Source organism: Candidatus Dadabacteria bacterium (assembly GCA_026705445.1).
Lineage (GTDB): Bacteria > Desulfobacterota_D > UBA1144 > Nemesobacterales > Nemesobacteraceae > Nemesobacter.
In genome coordinates, this window is the sequence record JAPPAR010000011.1 from 96,331 (window position 1) to 116,256 (window position 19,926).

Genomic DNA, 19,926 nt, shown 5'->3' on the forward strand with positions numbered 1-19,926 from the left:
AATTTTCCCAACCTTATATAGTTTTTTATAAAACCAAGAGACGGGAGGCGTTCAATGCCATTATTTGGCGTTCTGCTTATAGGAGAAGACTCTGTTCGCGAAGAATTGCGCAAGAGAATTGAAAATAAATATAAAGAAAAGAAACTCCATGTGGGCAATGATTTTTATATCATTTCTACGAAAGAACCCCTTGCAAAAGATGTTGCACAAACAGTAGGAATATATAGCGATCCTCAAAGAGAAGACACTCTCGGAACTGTTTTCAGGTTGAATGGTTCATATGCCGGTTTTGCTCCTGGTGAGGTTTGGGACTGGATACACGACCAAACAAAAGCCACATCCTAACTAATTACCCATGACAAAAAAGCTCTCGCCATTTGAATCTCCCCAGACACCTACAACCAGAGAAGGTTCAATAGAGAATATACAAAGAGATCTGCGCAAATATGATGGTGATTTACGAGAGCAGGAAAAGCAGATAGCAGCATTAATAGCAAAAGAGCCTTTTCTGGCCACTAAAGACTGGGTATATGTGATGTTTTTGAAATATACTGTTCCCGCAATAACTATTATAATCGGAGGTTTAATTGCTTACTTGGTCCACTTTAACAAAACTCTTGTGGAAAAGATTCTGCTACAACAAGGACCTTGGTTGCCCCTTTAGAGGTAAACTACAGTGAAAACACCCGTCAACCTAAGTATATAGTTCCAAACATTTCACAGGGCACTCGGCGGAATGAGTGAGAGGGGTTGGGCCGTTTAGAGAATTATCAATTATTTAAGGGAGTTAGGGTACAGCCTGCAGAGTTCGGGGGATTTCATTCACAATCTATCGACAAGAAAAAGTGTTTCATATCAGTGAATTAAGAAATTCCAAACGAAATTTTAATAATTTGTTAACAGTTAAGAAGTTCACTGAGAATTTTATGCGGGGACGCGCCTCCTTGGCCGTCTCGGGAACCGTGTTTTTTCTCTTCAGCCGGTTAAAATGCCCGCCTGTTTACGGGACCGGTTGCGCGGCCCCCCGGATTTGGTCATGATTGTTTGGAGGTTATTTTTAACTTCTTAAATAATCTTTTGTTTTCAGCAGGTTAACTGTTGACCAGTTTTTTATACCGTGTAACCTAACTCGCCGGGTGAATTTATGATTTTTCCTCTTGGATGGCTTACCGACTACCTCAAAATCGATGTTTCTCCGGAAGAACTGGGAGAAATGCTTACCATGGCGGGACTGGAGCTTGAAGCGCTTGAAGACAAGGGCAAGGCTCTTGCCGATGTCTGCGTCGCCCAGATAAGCAGCATCGAAAAGCATCCGAACGCCGACAGGCTGAGCGTCTGCGAGGTTACGGACGGAGAAACCCCCTACACGGTTGTCTGCGGTGCGGACAACATGAAAAAAGGGGACAAGGTCGCTTTTGCCAAAGCTGGAACCCTTCTTCCCCCTACCTTGAAGTTTCCGGAAGGCCTCAAGATAAAACGCTCCAAGATTCGCGGGGAGAATTCCGAGGGAATGCTGTGTTCCGCGGATGAAATGGGCCTCTCGGGCGACGAAGACGGGATAATGATTCTTTCGCCCAAGGCAGAACTTGGAACCAGCATGAACGAGCAGATCGGTTACGACGGCGTTATCTTCGAGGTGGGAATTACCCCTAACCGTCCTGACTGCATGAGTATTTTCGGGATCGCGAGAGAAGTCTCGGCAATACTGGGCGAGAACCTTCAGAAACCGGTTTTCTCCTTAAAAGAGCGGGGGGAGAGCATTTCGGAAAAGTCCGCCGTAGTTGTTGAGGACACAGAGGCATGCCCCAGATACTGCTGCCGGCTCATTGAAGGAGTCAGAATTGGTCCTTCTCCCGCGTGGCTTCAGGAGAGGCTTGAGTACTGCGGAATCCGCTCCGTTAACAATGTCGTTGACGTTACGAACTTCGTTTTGCTTGAGCAGGGACAGCCGCTTCACGCTTTTGATTACGACAAGCTTGATGAGGGTCGGATCTCCGTCAGAAAAGCTAGTGACGGGGAAACGATAGAAACGCTGGACGGGGTCGAGAGAAAGCTGCTCGCCGAGGATCTGCTTATCTGCAGCGGGGATCATCCCGTCGCGCTTGCCGGAGTCATGGGCGGATCCGGCACCGAAATAGAGGATGCGACGAGCAATGTTCTGCTTGAATCCGCTTACTTTTCTCCCGTAGGGATAAGAAAAACGTCCAAGCGAACCGGTCTCAAGAGCGAATCTTCGAGCAGATTTGAAAGAGGCATAGACATAAACAACGTTTCGTTTGCGCTTGACCGCGCCGCCGAGCTTATAAGCCGCTTATCCGGGGGAACAGTTGCCAAGGGGATTATCGACGTGTATCCCGAACCGGTTAGCCCGAGGGAGATCTCCATGTCGGTTGACAAGGTCTGCAATCTGGTCGGCATATCCACCGATTCCCAGGAGATAGCGGAACTTCTCGAGAGTCTCGGGTTTGAAGTTCTGAGCATCTCTGCCGGGGAGCTTTTGCTTCGGGTTCCGACTTTCAGGGTGGACGTAGAGCGCGAGGTGGACATAGTCGAGGAAGTCGCCCGTCTTCTGGGTTATGACAATATTCCCTCCGTCCTGCCGGAGGTTCCCATGCTAGCCAGAAAACCCAGCGTGATAACCGTCATGGAGAAAAGGCTCAGGGACATTTTCGTCTCCTACGGTTTTCTTGAGGCTATAAACTACAGTTTTGAGTCTCCCGAACTTCTCAGGACGTTCGGCTTTGAGGAGTCGATCCGCATTATGAACCCGATATCGCGGGAGCTTTCGGAGATGAGGATGAGCCTTCTTCCCTCCCTGGTGAAAAACGTGAGACTCAACCTCTCAAGGCAGAATCAGGACGTAAGACTTTTCGAGTCCGGCAAGGTGTTTTACCCCAAGGACATGGACCAGTTGCCGAACGAAGTGAAGAAATTCGCGGCGATTGCCACCGGAAAAAGGGCACCCGAGATATGGGACGGGGAGAAATTCGACTTCTTTGACATAAAAAGCGTGCTTGAAAGGAGCCTTGAGGTCCTTTCGGTGGATTCAAGGATAGAGTTTGAGTCCGTTTCCCCCGATCATGGATTCCTCTGGCCCGGAAAATCCTCCGCCGTACTGGTCGACGGAAACGTTCTGGGGATGGTAGGGGAGCTGCATCCCCATCTTCTGGAAAAACTCGAGATAAGCGAAAGCGTGTACGTGCTTGAACTCGACCTGTCGTTTCTCTCGGTGGTCTATACGAGTTTCGAGAGGAAATTCTCCCCTCTTCCCAAATTCCCATCTCTTCGCCGCGACATAGCGCTTGTGGTCGATGATACGGTTCCGGTGCGGGAAATTCTTTCGGTTATAAAAAAGGCGGATTCCGGTATAATAGAAAACGCTTGGGTGTTTGACGTTTACAAGGGAGATTCCCTTGAAGAAGGAAAAAAGAGTGTTGCGCTTTCCTTGATTCTTCGAAACAGGGAAAGGACCCTTACCGACGAGGATGCTAACAGGGTTCAGCAGGATGTTCTTAAGAGTTTGGAAAAAACAATAGGGGCCGAATTGCGTTCGATCTAAAAAGGGGGGCTTTTCATGACAAAGAAGGATCTGGCAGGCGTTTTATACGAGGAAATAGGGTTTTCGAGAAGGGAATCCGCTGAGATAGTAAACTTTTTTTTCGACTTGATGAGAGAGAAGCTTATAGCCGGTGAAGAGGTGAAACTCCCAGGGTTCGGAACCTTCAGGGTCACGAGAAGGAAATCCCGCATAGGAAGAAACCCTTCCACTGGAGAGGAAGTAGACATACCTTCCCGTCTGACAGTTGTTTTCAAACCCAGCAGGTTTCTCAGGAAAAAGATTGACCAGAAACGGGGGGATTAAAATACCAGACTCAAAACCCCCTCAATCTTCTTTTTTCAAGCAGAGCTTCATTGCCGGCATCCTGATTATCGTCCCTTTCGGGGTGACCATTTTCGTCCTCTACAAGCTGATAAAGTGGATGCTTTTCTTTTTCAGCACCGGCCCTGCCGGGATACTCCGCCACTTCATAGACGTTCCGCCCTACGTGTTTCAGGGAATCTCTTTTGTCATAGGGATCCTTGCCACGCTGTTGCTGATCATTTTCCTGGGGGCTGTGACCAGGAACTTCGTCGGCAGGAGGATCATTCTGTTCGGCGAGTCTCTTATCTCGAAGATTCCGCTTGCGAGAGCTTTCTACGTGAGCGTGAAGCAGGTCGTTCAGACGCTTTTTTTCACCTCCCAGATGCAGAGCATGAGTAGGGTCGTGCTGGTCGAGTACCCGAGAAAAGGGATCCATGCCATAGCTTTCGTAACGGGGGTTACGGAGGCTAGGAGGAGCCATAACGTGACGGACCATAATCTTGTCAGCCTGTTTGTCCCCACGACGCCGAATCCGACAAGCGGCATTTACATTATGGTTCCGGAAGAGGACCTGCAGGAGCTGGATATTTCCGTGGAAGACGCGTTTCGGCTTATAGTTTCCGCCGGGATCTCTCAAAGCGACTCCGATGTTTCTGGCCAAGATAAGAAAAACGGTTGATTCCCTCGGGATGATCGCTCCCGGGGACGTGATTGTCGCGGGAGTGTCCGGGGGGTCAGACTCCATGGCGCTTCTCTTTGCCCTTTGGGACCTGCGAGAGTTTTATCCGGGCACAAATGTGATCGTTTCCCACGTCAATCACGGGCTAAGGGGCGCCGAGTCGGATGAAGACGCCGAGTTTGTCAGGGAAGCGGCCCAGCGGCTCGGCTTTCCGTTTGAATGCGTGCGGGTAGACACAGAGAGCTTCAGAAAAAAACGCGGACTTTCACTCGAGGACGCCGCCAGGGAGCTTCGCTACGGCTTTTTCAACGATGTTCTGACGAAACATTCTGCCCAGAGGATCGCCACGGCGCACACGCTTAACGACCAGGCGGAGACGGTCATAATGAGGCTCATAAGGGGAAGCGGTTCCCGAGGGCTTGCCGGGATAAGACCTTTGACCGGCAACATAATACGCCCGCTCATAACCGTCACCAAGCATGAAGTCATCGAGTACCTCCAGTCAAAAGGAGAGCCCTGGAGGGAGGATTCTACCAACAGTTCGGACGAATTTTTGAGAAACAGGGTAAGAAATGAACTTATTCCCCTGCTTGAGAGCTATAATCCGGCCGTCGAGCAGGTTCTCTCCCGTGTGGCGGCGGTCTGCGCCGCGGAAGCGGATTTCATTTCGGCCGAAGGCGAGAAAAGATTTCGGGGGATTGCCCGCGTTGTGGCAGGAGGCGTACTCGGAGACACGGAAAAACTTCTTCGCGAGCCCCCGGCGATCAGGTTCTCGGTAACGAGAAAATCGATTCTGGCCGTAAAGGGGGACCTGAACTCGGTTTCCGCCAAGCATCTTTTCGCGATTGACGAAGTGCTTGGCTCCGGGGAGCCCTCTGCTGAGGTAAACCTTCCCGGCGGAGTCGTTTTTCACGCGGGGCACGGGGTTTTCTTTTTCACGCGCGAGGAGAAATTCCGCGAGTTCCCCCAAACCGAGATAAAAAACCACGGTACCCACAGGATCTCCCGGGATCTTGAGGTCGCTGTTGAGCTTACGGATGACGCCTCCCTCTGGGGTGCGGCCGACGTCGGGCACTTCGCGCCCGAGAAAGTCGGTTTTCCCGTAACGCTCAGGAGCTTTTCCGAAGGAGACAGGTTCGTTCCGCTTGGAATGAGGGGAGCCAAGAAGCTCAAGGATTTCTTCATTGACGAGAAAATACCTAGATTTCTTAGAAAAAAAGTGCCGGTTTTCGAAACCCGCGACGGAATAATCTGGGTGGGCGGTTTAAGAATGGATAACAGGTTCAAAGCGGATGAAACCAAGGGTCCGTGGCTCAGGATAAGGATTCGCGGTTCTTCGCAGAAGCTGCTTGACCTTGCGAAAAGTCTCCGGGCCTCCTAGGATCTCTCCCCGAGCCCGGTTTCGGCCACGTAACACGCTCCCAGCACCCCCGCATCGTCTCCCAAGGCCGCTCTTTTTACCTGAAGTCCCCTTTGGGTTCCCCCAAGACACCTTCTTTCGGCTTCCTCAAGGGCTTTCCCGATAAAAAGTTCCCAGGCCCCCGAAAGCCCCCCGCCCACTACCACCGTCTTTACGTCGAGGGTGTTTACGAGAATTGATATTCCCACCCCCAGGTTCGCCCCGAAATCGTTCCATACCGAGATGGCCGCTTGGTCTTTTTCGCGCGCAAGCTCCGCCAGGCGCTCGGGGAGGGCCGATTCTTCGGTACCGGCGAGCCTTTCGCGGAGTTCCGGGTGCTCGCGGACGATTCTCTTTATCGCTACCTGAGAAACGTAGGTTTCAATGCAGCCCCTCGCGCCGCAGCCGCAAATGGGTCCCGACGGGTTAATTGTTATATGCCCCACCTCTCCGGCGAAGCCGTCTTCCCCCGGCCAGAGCTTGCCGTCGAGGATTATTCCGCCCCCGAACCCTGTTCCCAGGGTTATCATTACCATCGAGCCTGATCCTCTGCCCGCCCCCGCCCGGTATTCTCCGAGAGCCGCGCAGGAAGCGTCGTTTTGTATAAAAACGGGGGTTGCGGTTCCGATTTTCTCCGAAAGGACTTCTGTAAACGGGAAATCCCTGGTGTTTGCTATGTTCGGGGCCTGGACAAGAGTGCCGCTTGCGCGGTCAACGGTCCCCGGTACTCCTATCCCGATTGCGGATAGCCCTTCCCCGGCAAATCCTTCTATGAAGTCGGCCAGGTTCTCCATGAGCCGGGAGATGCCCATGTGGGCGTCCGAGAGGGTTTTTCTCTCGCCAAGCGTGCCTCCCTCCTCGGAGATGACTTTCCCCCTGATATTGGTTCCCCCTATATCTATGCCAAGGAATTTCCGCTTCATTTTTCCGTTTTTGACTGCAAAAAACCGCAGGTTGCTGCGGCTAGACTGTCCCGAAATTTTTATTTTACCCTGTCTTTTCAGAAAAATATCCGTCCCGGCAGAGACCGGAGACACGGAATTTTTGCGTAAGCCGCATGTAACAAGGTATAAATTTATCCTGATTAGCGGGCGTTTCGCGTCGTATATTTTTCCTTTAGAGAACCAACAGGTTTAAATGAACCAAAGAACCGCAGCTGTCCTGTCAGCCGTTTTCCTGCTCTTTCTCTACCTTTCCTGCGAGAGACCCCCGGAGATTCCGGGCCCCGAGTCCATGCGGGCGGTTCCCGCGTTCCCCGAGATGGACGACGACCTTTTCCCCGAGGGACTGAAGGAATCCATCGGCGCAAGCGTCGAGAAACTTTCGCAGAAAAAGGACTCCCAGCTCGTTTTCGGACAAAAAACCGTCTCCGCGGGAGACTACGCACTTGCACTCGGTTATCTTCTCGCCAAGCTTGAGGCGGGCGTTACCAAGGATGATTTCATAAAGGACGTAAGGGAAAATTTCGATTTCTACGGCTTTCCGGGAAAACCCTGGGGCAGGGTTTTTATAACCTCTTACTTTTCTCCGGTGCTCTCCGCTTCCCGAACCAGGACACCCCGGCACACTCAGCCGCTCTACGGGGTTCCCGACGACCTGGTGCGTTTGAGGATAGACAGGTTCGTCAAGCGGTTCGAGAGATTTTCGTTTCTTGAGGACGATAAAATCGCCCAGGGAAAGCTTCAGTCCCTTTACGGCAGGGTCACCCCCGGAGGCCCCGGCAGGACGTCCGAACTGGTTCCCTATTACTCACGAAGCGAAATAGACTCAGGGGGAAGGCTCAGGGGGAAAAGGCTCGAGATCGCGTGGGTAGACCCTGTTGACGCGTTTTTTCTCCAGATTCAGGGCTCGGGTAAAATAAGGTTCGCGGACGGAGAGGAGCGGGTCGTGGGCTACGCCGCCCAGAACGGACACGATTACGTGGCAATAGGGAAATTTCTCTTCGAGTGGATTCCGAAGGAAAAAATGAGCCTCTGGGCCATAGAAAGCCACCTGAGATCCCTGTCCTACGCAGAGAGGATGAATATCCTTTACAAAAACCCGAGTTACATTTTCTTCCGCGGACTTCCGGGCAAACCCGAGACCTCTTTCGGAACGGAAGTCGTCGACGGCAGGACCATAGCGACCGACAAGGCTTTTTTCCCCAGGGGGGCACTGGCGTTCATGGAGTTCGAGAGACCGGTTTTTGAAACTCCCTCTTCGGTTGAGCCGTCACAGTGGGAACCGGTTTCCCGCTTTGTCGTTAACCACGACAGCGGGGGGGCTATAAAAGGGGCCCGCCGCGTCGACCTTTTCTGGGGGGAGGGAAAAGACGCCTCCCGGCACGCGGGCGTGATGAAAAACTGGGGAAAGTTCTTCTATCTGGTGCCGAAGAGAGAATTCCTGACGGTGCTTAGGGGAAAAAACGGCGGGCAGAGCCAAGGAGGATGAGATGACCGACGAAAAAACACTTACATGTTCCCAAGGGTCTTCCCAAAGCGGAGAACATCTCTACGGAACCGCTCTTGAGGTGAAGAACTGGTTTTTGCTTGAGTACTCCAAGGTATGGAAAAGGGACGCTTTTCCGGAAAGCGCGCTGCCGGTGGAGGTAAAAGAGCATCTTGAAGGCTTTCTTTCGTCTTTTGAGGAATCCAGGATTCAGCTGATAGGAGGGCCGGGCCCAAGCAAGGGAAACCTCGCTTTTTACTACGCGCACTCTTCCGAGGTTTCCCCGAAACTCTACAGGTTCGAAATAGAAACATACGAAGACCTCCTCTCGATAGATCTCCCCGAGCTTGTCAGCACCGGGGAGGTAGAGAAATTCTCCTGCGAAGAGAGGCTTGCTCTGGTCTGCACCCACGGGGCCCGCGACGGATGCTGCGCGGCCGCGGGATCGGAAGTTTACAAGGAACTTCTAAAAAAAGAGGGGGTTTCCGCGTGGAGGACCACCCATGTGGGGGCCCACCGCTTCGCCGCCAACATCGTCATGTTTCCAGAGGGCATATATTACGGAAGGGTGAACGGTGGGAATCTCGATGATGTAATCTCCTCTCACCTTCGCGACGAGATATTTCTTGACTGCTTCAGGGGAAGATCGTGTTATTCCCAGACTTCGCAGGTCTCCGACTATTTCTTGAGGAAGGAGATAGAAAAACTCGGCATTTACGATATAAGGTGGGAATTCGAGAAGGACCAGGAGGATTATACGGCTGTTGAGTTCGGGGTCGAAGGAGAAACCACGGTTTACAGCATAAACACAGTGGTCATGAACAGCGGCGTGAAGCTCCAGACTAGCTGTGATTCACCGGAGGTAAAGGGGATACCCCAGTTTTTTTTCTACAGCATAGTCCCCTATGAGCCGCAGAGAAAAGAAGAAGAGGATTCCTGATCGCCCTGCCTAGGGCGAAGCGCGTTTCCGCCCCAGAGGTTCTGTAAAATCAAGAATTTCCTGCGAAAGACGCATCGAGCTTTGCTCGTCGGGGATTACGGTGTCCGTCACTAAAACGTTTACCCCGAGAGCTTCTATGGCGGATCCCTCTCCCGCATCCGAGCGGTCAATAACGAGCACGTCCAGAAAATCGGCGTAAAGCCTGGCCACCTGGGTTGAAGAAGCCTCCATTCCAAGTCCCCTCATGAGTTTGTCTGCCGGACCCTTAAGGGGTTTTCCGCGCATAAGGGGGCTCACGGCGACCTTGAGTCCCGGCGCGCCGACTAGCCTTTCTCTCACTTCCTTTATCTCGAGTATGGGGCCTATGCTAATTATGGGATTGCTCGGGCATATGATCACCAGATCGGCACCGTCTATCGAGTCAAGAACCAGCGGGGCCGCAGAAGCCTCGCGCGCGCCCTTTATTTTGACTCCGCGAACCTCGGGGCGCATCGCGTGCTTTATGTAGTATTCCTGGAAGTGCATTTCGCCCGCGTCCGTCTCTATCCATGTCTCGACCCTGTCGTCGCTCATTGGCAGTATGCGCATTTCTCCGAGGCCGAAGCGCTGCGCTATCTTTGAAGTGGATTCGCTGAGGGTCCCGCCCCCGTCGGTGACGGCTTTTCTGAACAGATGAGTGGCGAGATCCCTGTCCCCAAGCCCAAACCATGTCGGAAAACCGAACCTCGCGGCGGCGCCCAGAAACTCGAACGTGTCGCCGCGGAGCCCCCACCCTTTTTTTTCGTCTATGCTTCCCGAGAGCCTGTAGATTATGGTGTCTATGTCCGGAGAGACCCTCATTCCGTAAAGATCCATGTCATCTGCGGTGTTCACTATTACGGTAAGTTCCGACAGGGGAATTATCCCCGTGAGTCCTTTGAGGAATTTCGCGGCTCCGCTTCCGCCGCCAAGTGCCGTTATCATCTGAGTTTCTCCGTGCTCCCGGATATTTCACCTGTAAGCTATTTGAGCCCCTTATCCGTGTCAAGCCGGGAACCGCGCGGCCCGCTGCGGCGGCTTGAAAGTTGATACCGGCTCATATAGAGTTTAGTTCGTCTTTTCAAGGAAAACCCCGTTGGCATTCGATATCATAAAAAACAGGCAAGGCCTTCTCACTAAGGCCCTGCTTCTGCTGCTCGCCCTTACCTTCGTTATCGGCTTCGGATACGTGGGAGGAATAAGTATAGGGGGTAGAGGCCCAAGCGGCGGAGCTGCGGTAGAGGTAAACGGGGACAAGGTTTCCCTCGCGGAGTTCTATAATCTCAGGGACTCGATGCTTGACCGCCTGCGCCGCAGCGACCAGGAGATCTCGGACGAGCTTTTCGAATACGTGAATTTTTCCGTGATCGACTCGCTGGTTAACAAGAAGCTTCTCGCCCAGAAGGCCGAAGAACTGGGGATCAGGGTAAGCCAGGAGGAGCTTTCAGACGCAATAAGAAACGATCCGGGGTTCCAGGTGGACGGCGCTTTCGTGGGGTTTGAACGCTACCGGGACTTTATTTCAAGGGGACTTAACCGCACCGTGAAGGATTTCGAGGATTCCTACAGGGAAGATCTCCTTGTGGAGAAGCTCGTTTCAGTTCTTGACAGTTCCGTAACGGCAAGCGACGAGGAGCTTTTAAGCATTTACAGGGCGCGCGAGGAGAAAATCGACCTTCACTACGTCTCGTTTGCGGCCCGGGATTACCTTGAGGGCCAGAAACCGAGCGAAGAGGAGATCGCCCGGTATTACAGAAAAAACACCGATCTTTTCTGGGAGCCTGAGAAACGCGCGGCGCGCTACGTAAAGCTCACTCCCGGGGATTTCACCGAGAATGCCGAGGTTTCCGACGAGGAAATCGAGGCCTACTACACTACTTACCCGGAGGAGTTTCTTTCCAAAGGGACCCCGAAACCATTTGACGACGTAAAGGGGGAGATAAAAAAGCAGCTTGTAGAGGGCAAATCAAAGCTTCTCTACAACCAGTTCCTTGAGGAGTTTCTCCGGAAAAGACGTTCCTTTTCAGACCTTCTTTCCGAAAAAAGCTCGCTTGAGGTGAAAGAAACCGCGGAGTTTACTCTCGGAGGCGCGGGCGGAGACATCCCCGGCGCCATAAGAAGAGAGGCCTTTTCGGTAAAGAAAAAAAGGCTTTCAAACGTGGTGCTTCGGGATTTCACCTGGTTTTTCGAGGTAACCCGGGTTCAATCCTCGAAACGGTCGGGAATTGAGTCCGCGCGCGGGGAGATTGTCGAGGCCCTCAAAAGGGAAAAGGGCGTCGATCGGGCCAAGGAATCCGCCGGGAGCAGTCTCGCGGAAATAACCGCCTCGGGCAAAGGTTTCTCCGGGGTGGCCAAGTCCATGGGTCTTTCGGTGGAGCGCACCGGTTTTTTCTCAAGGTCCGAGGATCCTCTGGACGTCGAATCGGGGGATTTCATTTCAGATGTCTTCGGGCTGAGAAGCAACCGTCCTACCCCCAATCGTGTTTACAAGTCGGGGGAGACTTTCTACATAGTGTCGCTTGCGAAGACAAAGCCCGCCGACAGCGGGCACTTCGGGACCGAGAGGGATTCTCTCAGGCGCCAGGAGGTCTCGTTGCGAAAGATGCTTGTGGTTGAACGCCTGCTTGAGAACCTCAGAGAAAGCTCCAAGATCTCACCCAACAAGAACCTTCTTTCCCAAGGACGGTGATTTCCCGACCGGGAAATTGTAAATCCTCTAGATATTGTGGTATAATTCATACTGACCGGAAGGCCTTGATCGATAAGGAATCTTTTTTACGTACTGCCGAAAGCATTATCCCGGCAGCTTTCTTCAGGATTCTGGCCCTGTCAGGGCTTCTATAATACGCATGCGGGAGCTTTAACTTTCCCGGTTACGGCGAGGATTTTGCGTAAAACGGGCGGCGACGCGCGTGAACGTAGCGATGCCGGGCCGCGATTCTCCCATGAGAATTAAAGCACTTGAAATAGCAGGTTTTAAATCTTTTTACCTGAAGACGAGAATAGACTTCTCCGAGGGGATAACCGCGATAGTCGGTCCCAACGGCTGCGGAAAATCCAACATTCTCGACGCCATCAGGTGGGTAATCGGCGAACACAACCCGAGACAGTTGCGCGCGGGAGGCATGGAAGACGTTATCTCCAACGGGAGCGCCGAGCTCAAGCCCCTAGGCATGGCCGACGTGTCCCTGGTCCTTGAGGAGGTCGAGGGCTTCGGTTTTGAGGAAGTCAGAATCCGGAGGAAACTTTACCGCTCGGGAGAGAGCGAATACAGCATAAACGGGGTCAAGTGCCGCCTCAAGGACATAACCGAGATGCTTCTTGACACCGGAATGGGTGCGAGGGCCTATTCGATTGTCGAACAGGGCCAGGTCGAATCCTTCATACTTTCGAAGCCCGATGAGAAAAGAAAGTTCATAGAGGAAGTTGCGGGGATCGAGAAGTACAAGCTCAGAAGAAAGGAAACCAGAAGCAGGATAGAGTCGACTAGGGAGAACCTCTCCCGCGTCCTTGATATGAAGCGCGAGGTTTCGGACCGTATTGAGTCCGTGGCGCTTCAGGCAAAGCGCGCCAGAGAATACGAGGAGCTCACCGGGCGGGCTCGCTCGCTTGAATTTGATGTTCTCTCGGCCAAGCTCTCGGGCTCGCAGCAGCGCAAGGAAGCGCTTCTTGAAAAAAAGCTCGGGGCGGAACAGTTCGTCCGCTCGGCAGATGCCGAGCTTGAGCAAAAGCGCGGGCTGCTTCAAGAGGCGAAGGAGAAAAATTCCGTTTCGGGCCAGGATCTGGGGTCCCTTGAGAAGGAGATCTACGAGCTTCGGGCGCAGAAAAGGGAAAACGAGTACCGCAGGGCCTCGATCGAACGGGAGATCGCCGGAATTTCAAGCTACGTAACGAACATTGAAGCCGAGATAGAGGGCCTCGGGCGCGAAGTTTCGGAGATGGAGGAGAGAAGCAGCCGCGCCGGGCTCCAGTCAGAAGAGCTCAAAAACACGCGTCTTTCCGCTTCAGAGGAGATTTCGCGCGAGGAACAGAACCTTGTGACCTTAAAAAGCGAATGGGAGCAGGACAAAAGGGAACTTGAGGAAACTGCAGACCTAGTCTCTGACGTGATGACCAGAAGAAGCTCGCTTGGAAGCACGATAGGCGCTTTCTCAAAGGAGCTTGAGGAGCTTGAGGAGAAAAAGGAGGTACTTGAGGGGGAGGTTTCCGCCTTGGGACTTGAAAAACTCGAGTGCGAGAAAAGACTTTCTTCGCTCCGCCGCCGGGAAGGGGAAATAAAAGACGAATTCACCTCGGCCACCAAAGAAAAAGAAGAAATCGATTCGCGTCTTTACGACCTCAGGGTTGAGCATGAGAAGAAACTCGGCGAACTGAGGGGTCTTGAAGGCAGGAAAAAAGACTGCGTCTCCAGGGTGGAGGCCCTTAACAAGATACAGAGCAACTACGAATGGCTTCCTGACGCCACGCGCAAGTTCGTGCTTGAGCGCAAGCAGAGGGGCGTGCTGGGGGTTGTTTCCGATTTCGTTTCCGTCCCGAGAAACTACGAAAGAGCGGTCGAGGCGGCCTTCGGGGAAAAACTCAACTGGATAGTGGTCGAAGGGAGTACGGAGGCGGTCGCCGCGGTCGAGCTTCTAAGAGAGTTTGACGCGGGAAGGGGAACCTTCATACCGGCAACCGACCGGTTCGCGGCAAACGGCTCGGCAAACGGAAACGGCAGGGCCAGCGGAAACGGCAAACCGGAAGCGACCTCCCTTAACAGCCTCCTTGACGTGAAAGTGATAGAGAAGAGCCTTGTTGACTCGATGCTGCAGGAAGTTTACGTCACTTCCGATCTGCGGGAAGCCATCAGGCTTAAGGACCGGACGGGAAACGGCGCGTGCTTCGCCACCCTCGAAGGGGACTACGTCGATTCCCACGGGGCCGTGACGGGCGGAAAATCCCTGGCAGGGGTGTTTGAGAGAAAAAGGGAAATCGAGGAGCTTGAGGGGCAGACACAGACCCTTTTGGCCGACATAGAGAAACTGGAGTCTGTCTGCAGGACGCTTAGAGAGGAGATGGATGCGCTTGAGGGCCGCCGGGGGCAGGTAGAGGAACTTCTTCGGCGCTGCGAGATAAGATCGGTTGAGAACGCAAAGGACCGCTCGAACGCAGAGACCAGGATAGAAGAGTTGGGGGCGAGAATCGGGAACCTTGAGGTGCAGCGCAACGAGCTCGAGCGCAAGCTGGGGAGCAAAAACCGCACCGTCGAGGAGATGGAGTCGCTTATAGAGCAGCTTGACGGTCAAAGAAGCGCCCTTGAATCAAGATACGGGGAAATCGAAAAACGGGCTCTCGGGTTTGCCGAGGAGGAAAAAGCTCTTCAGGAGAAAGTGACGAAGCTCAGGATAGAGAACGCCGGGGTTCTTGAAAGGGAAAAGGCCCTTGAGCACGAAATATCGGAAGCCGAGAGAATAAAGGCGGTTATAAACGAGAAGCTTTCCCTTAGAACAAAGGATGGGGAACTTAAAAAACAGGAGAGCGAAACGCTTGCCCTGTCGAGACGCCAGGCGGAAGAGGAGTTTGAGAAGATCTGCAGCGACCTAGGCTTAAGAGAAGAGTCCTTCGGGGAACTCAGGGAAAGGGTGTCGCACTACGCAGAGGATCTCCGCAGAAGCGAAGAGGAATTCGAGGCCGCATCACAAGAACTTTCCTCGCGAAGAGAGCGGCTTGCCTCGGCCCAGGCGCAGCTTGAGCGTGCGGAGGATGAGTTTGAGTATCTGAGCGAACGGTACGCGGAGACATTCGGCGATGCTACGCCCGATGCCTCGCAAAGCCCGAATCTCTCCCATGTTTCGATACCCGATGCGGAGAGGGAACTTAAGACGCTTCGGCGGCGCGTAGAGAATTTCGGTCCCGTGAACCTGCTTGCGCCCGAGGAATACGAGCAGCTTGAAGAGAGAAACGGGTTTCTCCAGCGCCAGACCGATGACCTCGCCCGGGCGCTTGATTACCTCGAAGGCGCTATAAGGAAGCTTGACAGGGAGTCAGTTTCAAGGTTCCGGGAGGCGTTTGAGACCGTAAACGGAAAATTCAGCGAAACCTTCTGCAAGCTTTTCGAAAATGGAGAGGCTCGCCTTGAGCTTACGGATCCCAGGAACCTGCTTGAAACCGGAGTGGAGGTCATGATCAGGCCCGGAGGAAAGCGCTTCCAGCCGATAAACCTGCTCTCGGGAGGGGAAAAGGCGCTTTCGGCCATAGCGGTCATAATCTCCGCATGCCTGGTAAAGCCCGTTCCCTTTGTATTCCTAGATGAAATAGACGCCGCGCTTGACGAAGTGAACACGGTGAGATTCAACAAGATCCTGAGCGAGATAGCGGCCCATTCCCAGGTGGCCGTCATCACGCATAACAGAAAAACCATGCACGAGGCCGACGCGCTTATAGGAATAACCACGGACGGTACCGCCGCTTCGAGGGTCGTAAGCGTGAAGCTTGATGCCTGAAGCCAGAAAGTTCTTGTCTATTTCCCACGTATTATTAGACTGTTTTAGGAGGGCTGTTCCTGGACGTTCCGGGAACCGTTAGCTAAAGGAGACCGCTTCGGCGCATGATTTCTTACGTCCTGAAAAAGATAGTCGGCTCGCAGAACGAAAGAGAGGTAAAGAAGCTCGGCGTTCTGGCAGAAAGGATAAACGACCTTGAAGAAACGCTGGTTAAGGTTCCCACGGCGGAACTTCGCGCGAAGACCTCGCAATTCCGGGAACTGATACACTCCCGTGTCGGCACAAACGGAAACCCGTCCGACGAGAAGTATTTCGCTGAGATGGAGAGGGCTCTTGAGGATGTCCTGCCGGAGGCGTTCGCCGCCGTGAGGGAAGCGTCGAGAAGAACGATAGCCATGAGGCATTTCGACGTTCAGATGATAGGGGGGATGGTTCTTCACAGAGGCAGAATAGCCGAGATGAGAACCGGGGAAGGAAAAACGCTGGTCGCCGTCCTGCCCCTTTACCTAAACGCCCTCACCGGGCTCGGCTCCCATCTTATCACCGTAAACGATTACTTGGCCGCCAGGGATGCCACCTGGATGTCGCCGATTTTTATGGTCCTGGACATGAAGGTGGGAGTTATAAATCACGATGCCTCCTACGTGCTTGCCTGGGAAGACCCCAAGCGGGCCGAGGAGTCGGTAGAGAAAAACCTGACCGCGTGGCCAAACGAGTATCTGGCAAACGACGTTCTTCCCGAAAAAAACCTCGACATCATAAATTCCTTCAAGACCTGCCTCGAGCCCTCAACCAGGCAGGATTCCTATCAGGCGGATGTTACCTACGGCACCAACAACGAGTTCGGTTTCGACTACTTGCGCGACAACATGAAGTTCTCCCTTGAGAGCTACGTTCAGCGCGGCCACAATTTCGCCATAGTGGACGAGGTCGACAGCATTCTCATAGACGAGGCGAGAACCCCGCTTATAATCTCGGGGCCTTCGGAGGACTCGACCGATCTTTACTACAAGGTGGACAAGGTGGTGAAGACGCTCTCCGGGAAGACCGATTTCACGGTAGACGAGAAAACAAGGCAGGTGGATCTTACCGAGGAGGGGGTTTCCAAGGCGGAGAGGGCGCTCGACGTCCCGAATCTCTACGACCCCGTCAACCTCAAGGTTCTCCACCACGTTAACCAGTCGCTTCGCGCCAATGCCCTTTTCAGCCTCGACGTCGACTACATGATGCAGGACGGGAAAGTGGTGATAGTCGACGAGTTCACGGGGAGGCTCATGCCGGGGCGCAGATGGAGCGACGGGCTTCACCAGGCGGTTGAGGCCAAGGAAGGGGTGGAAATCGAAAGCGAGAACCAGACGATGGCCACCATAACGATCCAGAACTATTTCAGGATGTACAGAAAGCTTGCCGGTATGACGGGTACCGCCGACACGGAAGCGTTTGAGTTCAGCCACATATACGATCTTGACGTCACCGTGATACCGACCCACAAGCCGCTTATAAGGAAGGATTACGAAGATGTTGTCTACAGGACCGAGCGCGAGAAGTTCAACGCCGCGTGCGCCGAGATAAAGGAAATGAATTCCGCCGGCCGGCCGGTGCTTGTCGGCACCTCGTCGATCGAGCAGTCGGAAAAACTGGGCGCCTACCTTGAGAAGATGGGTCTTAGCCACAACGTGCTTAACGCCAAGCAGCACGGGAAAGAGGCCGAGATTGTCGCCCAGGCGGGCAGGATAGGGGCCATAACCATAGCGACCAACATGGCGGGGAGGGGAACTGACATACTGCTCGGCGGAAACCCCGAGTTCCTTGCAATGGATATTCTCAGGAAAGAGTTCAGGGTCCAGCCCGAGGAAGCAGATCCAAAGCAGTACGAGGAAGCGCTTTTCGAGGCGAAATCGATCTGCGATTCTGAAAAGGAGAAAGTTAAGGAACTCGGAGGGCTTCATATCCTTTCGGTCGAAAGACACGAGGCGAGGAGGATAGACAACCAGTTTAGGGGAAGGGCGGGAAGGCAGGGAGACGACGGATCTTCAAGATTCTATGTTTCCCTTGAAGACGACCTGATGCGCATTTTCGCCTCGGAGAGGATAACGGGTGTCATGGACAAGCTCGGGTGGGAGGAAGGAGAGCCGATTGAGCACTCGATGATAAGCAAGTCGATTGAGAACGCCCAGAAAAAGGTCGAGGGAAGGAATTTTGACATCCGCAAACATCTCCTGAGATACGACGATGTTCTCAACACGCAAAGGGATGTCGTCTACAGGCAGCGCCGCGAGATTCTCGAGGGCGGCGAGAGCCTGAGAGAGATACTTTTTACGTCTTCAGAAGACATCGTTGGGGAATCCGTGGGTAGTTACCTGGCGGGGCGGGATGACCGCCCGGAATCTGATTTCTCCGAGCTCTGCGAAGTTATCGGGAGGATTTTCGGAACGGAGATCGAGATAGAGGCCTCCGGAAAGGCGGACGGCGAAGTCATAACGGAAGAAGTCACCGGAAAGCTGATCGCCGCGTACCGGGAAAAAGAGGAGAGGATAGGTTCTGAAAACCTCTCGCAGGTCGAACGCTACGTCATGCTTCAGCACATAGACTATCTCTGGAAGGACCATCTTCTTAACATGGATCACCTGAGGGAAGGGGTGGGACTCAGGGGATACGCGCAGAAAGACCCCCTTCGGGAATACACGAAAGAGGGCTTCGACATGTTTGCCCTCATGATGGACAAGTTCAGGATGGACGTCTGCTCCAATCTTTTCAGGATACAGCCCGCGAGCGAAGAGCAGATCGAGGAACTTGAGAGAAGAAGGGAGCTTGAGGAGAAGAAAATGGTGCTCGGGCGGGGAGAAGGGGCTGAAGAAAAGGCCAAGACCCCGGTCAGGAGAACGCAGAAGAAGGTTGGTCGGAACGACCCGTGCCCCTGTGGCAGCGGCAAGAAATACAAAAGATGCTGCGGTCGGTGATAATATTGAATAAGGTGTCTTAATGGCTGGAAAAATCTACATTCGCAGGGGAAGAGTTCCGTTTTTCTCTCTCCCCTTCATTGCACTTTTCGTGGTCGTGGCCGTCTGCCTTTTCGCGTTTTTCGGCGTTCTGGCTCTGGTCGCGCTAGGAGTGCTCGGAGCAGGAGCCTCGCTTTTGAGGAAGCTGTTTCCGGGCAGGGGCAGAAAAGCCGATCCCCGCGTGGGCGGACCTGAAGGGGATACCATTACCCTCGGAGAGGACGATTACGAAATAAGGGATGCGGACTAGCTTTCCCGGACGGCGCGTGGAACTCGCGTCAGAGCGCCTTTTCTATTTCCCCCGCCAGACTCAGGTCTTTTTCCGTGATTCCGCTTTCGCTGTGGGTTGAAAGGGTGATGGAAACCTTGTTCCACCGTATGAGGATGTCGGGGTGGTGGTCTGCCCTTTCTGAAAGAAGCGCGACCTTGTTCACAAAACCCATGGAATCGACGAAATTTCTGAGAACAAACGTCTTTTCTATTTCTTCTCCCTTCCTCTGCCAGCCCTGAAGGCCCTCGAGCGCGGAAGAAATTTCTTTTTCGGTTAAAAGTGCCATATATTTTCTCATTATATATTAACCGGGGGGAGTATTCCATTGAGCGAACCCGAAGCTTCGCAGAACGTTGTTTTCATAGGGGTCGGAGCCAACCTCGGCCCCGTACGCGAGAATTTCACCCGCGCGCTGAGGAGCATAGAAAAGCGCGCGCGCGTGGTGGCAGTGTCCTCCCTTTACGAATCGGACCCCGTGGGACCGCAGGATCAGCCGAAATTCACAAACGCTGTCGTTAAAGTGGAAACGGAACTCTCCCCTTTTGAGCTTCTTGATTACCTCAAGACAATCGAAAAGGAGATCGGGAGAAAAAAGACGAAGAGGTGGGGACCCAGAGTGATAGATCTTGACATAATCTTCTACGGAGACCTCGTAATAAGCACGGATTCCTTGGTAATTCCTCACCCGAGGGCGCACGAAAGAAGATTTGTCCTGGAGCCTCTCCTCGAGATAGACCCGGTCGCCCGGCATCCCGCAAAGAACATGGCGGTAAGGGATATCTGTTCCGGCCTCGGGGATTCGCAGGCGATTTCGAAAACCGATGGTCCCGAGGTGCTTCTCTGACCCAG

16 protein-coding genes are annotated in these 19,926 nt (G+C 53.4%); 13 read left to right on the forward strand and 3 right to left on the reverse strand.

Annotated features, from left to right (window positions below; translation table 11 throughout):
• Positions 1 to 54 precede the first annotated feature (54 nt).
• From OXG75_02175 to tilS, 6 genes are all read left to right on the forward strand, one after another.
• The gene (locus tag OXG75_02175) at positions 55 to 345 is read left to right on the forward strand and encodes a hypothetical protein (GenBank protein ID MCY3624797.1); all 291 of its coding nucleotides are present in this window, start codon (positions 55 to 57) and stop codon (positions 343 to 345) included.
• A 10-nt stretch (positions 346 to 355) separates the two neighbouring features.
• Positions 356 to 664: a hypothetical protein gene (locus OXG75_02180; protein ID MCY3624798.1), complete on the forward strand. Its 309-nt coding sequence runs from the start codon at positions 356 to 358 to the stop codon at positions 662 to 664.
• 480 nt (positions 665 to 1,144) lie between these two features.
• Positions 1,145 to 3,559, forward strand: coding sequence for a phenylalanine--tRNA ligase subunit beta (gene pheT, locus OXG75_02185; GenBank protein ID MCY3624799.1), 2,415 nt, complete (start codon positions 1,145 to 1,147; stop codon positions 3,557 to 3,559).
• Between the two features lie 15 nt (positions 3,560 to 3,574).
• Entirely contained in the window at positions 3,575 to 3,862 is a 288-nt protein-coding gene (locus OXG75_02190; GenBank protein MCY3624800.1) for an integration host factor subunit alpha, read from the forward strand.
• Positions 3,840 to 4,541, forward strand: a complete 702-nt coding sequence (locus tag OXG75_02195; protein MCY3624801.1) for a DUF502 domain-containing protein — start codon at positions 3,840 to 3,842, stop codon at positions 4,539 to 4,541. The genes OXG75_02190 and OXG75_02195 overlap by 23 nt, the downstream gene beginning before the upstream one ends.
• Positions 4,510 to 5,922, forward strand: coding sequence for a tRNA lysidine(34) synthetase TilS (tilS, locus tag OXG75_02200; GenBank protein MCY3624802.1), 1,413 nt, complete (start codon positions 4,510 to 4,512; stop codon positions 5,920 to 5,922). The genes OXG75_02195 and tilS overlap by 32 nt, the downstream gene beginning before the upstream one ends.
• On the opposite strand, the gene OXG75_02205 is transcribed toward tilS, so the two are convergent.
• A complete protein-coding gene (locus tag OXG75_02205; GenBank protein ID MCY3624803.1) occupies positions 5,919 to 6,863 on the reverse strand; it encodes an ROK family protein in 945 nt (314 codons plus the stop codon). The two genes, tilS and OXG75_02205, sit on opposite strands and share 4 nt — an antisense overlap.
• A 214-nt stretch (positions 6,864 to 7,077) precedes the next feature.
• On the opposite strand from OXG75_02205, the gene OXG75_02210 reads away from it, so the two are divergent.
• Positions 7,078 to 8,370: an MltA domain-containing protein gene (locus tag OXG75_02210; protein ID MCY3624804.1), complete on the forward strand. Its 1,293-nt coding sequence runs from the start codon at positions 7,078 to 7,080 to the stop codon at positions 8,368 to 8,370.
• A gap of 1 nt (position 8,371) precedes the next feature.
• A complete protein-coding gene (locus OXG75_02215; GenBank protein MCY3624805.1) occupies positions 8,372 to 9,307 on the forward strand; it encodes a hypothetical protein in 936 nt (311 codons plus the stop codon).
• A gap of 9 nt (positions 9,308 to 9,316) precedes the next feature.
• Here OXG75_02215 and cofD read toward each other — a convergent pair whose 3' ends face one another.
• Positions 9,317 to 10,270 carry a 2-phospho-L-lactate transferase gene (cofD, locus tag OXG75_02220; protein MCY3624806.1) on the reverse strand — a complete coding sequence of 318 codons (954 nt, stop codon included), beginning with the start codon at positions 10,268 to 10,270 and terminating at the stop codon, positions 9,317 to 9,319.
• Between the two features lie 151 nt (positions 10,271 to 10,421).
• Here cofD and OXG75_02225 point away from each other — a divergent pair, with 151 nt between their 5' ends.
• From OXG75_02225 to OXG75_02240, 4 genes are all read left to right on the forward strand, one after another.
• Positions 10,422 to 12,014 (forward strand): SurA N-terminal domain-containing protein, encoded by a 1,593-nt coding sequence (locus OXG75_02225; GenBank protein ID MCY3624807.1) that lies wholly within the window; start codon positions 10,422 to 10,424, stop codon positions 12,012 to 12,014.
• 256 nt (positions 12,015 to 12,270) lie between these two features.
• Positions 12,271 to 15,807 carry a chromosome segregation protein SMC gene (gene smc, locus OXG75_02230; protein MCY3624808.1) on the forward strand — a complete coding sequence of 1,179 codons (3,537 nt, stop codon included), beginning with the start codon at positions 12,271 to 12,273 and terminating at the stop codon, positions 15,805 to 15,807.
• Positions 15,808 to 15,911: 104 nt separating this feature from the next.
• Entirely contained in the window at positions 15,912 to 18,767 is a 2,856-nt protein-coding gene (gene secA / locus OXG75_02235) for a preprotein translocase subunit SecA (GenBank protein ID MCY3624809.1), read from the forward strand.
• Positions 18,768 to 18,789: 22 nt separating this feature from the next.
• On the forward strand, positions 18,790 to 19,056 hold the full coding sequence (locus OXG75_02240) for a hypothetical protein (GenBank protein MCY3624810.1): 267 nt from the start codon (positions 18,790 to 18,792) through the stop codon (positions 19,054 to 19,056).
• A 28-nt stretch (positions 19,057 to 19,084) separates the two neighbouring features.
• On the opposite strand, the gene OXG75_02245 is transcribed toward OXG75_02240, so the two are convergent.
• On the reverse strand, positions 19,085 to 19,363 hold the full coding sequence (locus OXG75_02245; GenBank protein ID MCY3624811.1) for a 4a-hydroxytetrahydrobiopterin dehydratase: 279 nt from the start codon (positions 19,361 to 19,363) through the stop codon (positions 19,085 to 19,087).
• A 39-nt stretch (positions 19,364 to 19,402) separates the two neighbouring features.
• Here OXG75_02245 and folK point away from each other — a divergent pair, with 39 nt between their 5' ends.
• Positions 19,403 to 19,921, forward strand: a complete 519-nt coding sequence (folK, locus tag OXG75_02250; GenBank protein MCY3624812.1) for a 2-amino-4-hydroxy-6-hydroxymethyldihydropteridine diphosphokinase — start codon at positions 19,403 to 19,405, stop codon at positions 19,919 to 19,921.
• The last annotated feature ends 5 nt before the right edge of the window (positions 19,922 to 19,926 follow it).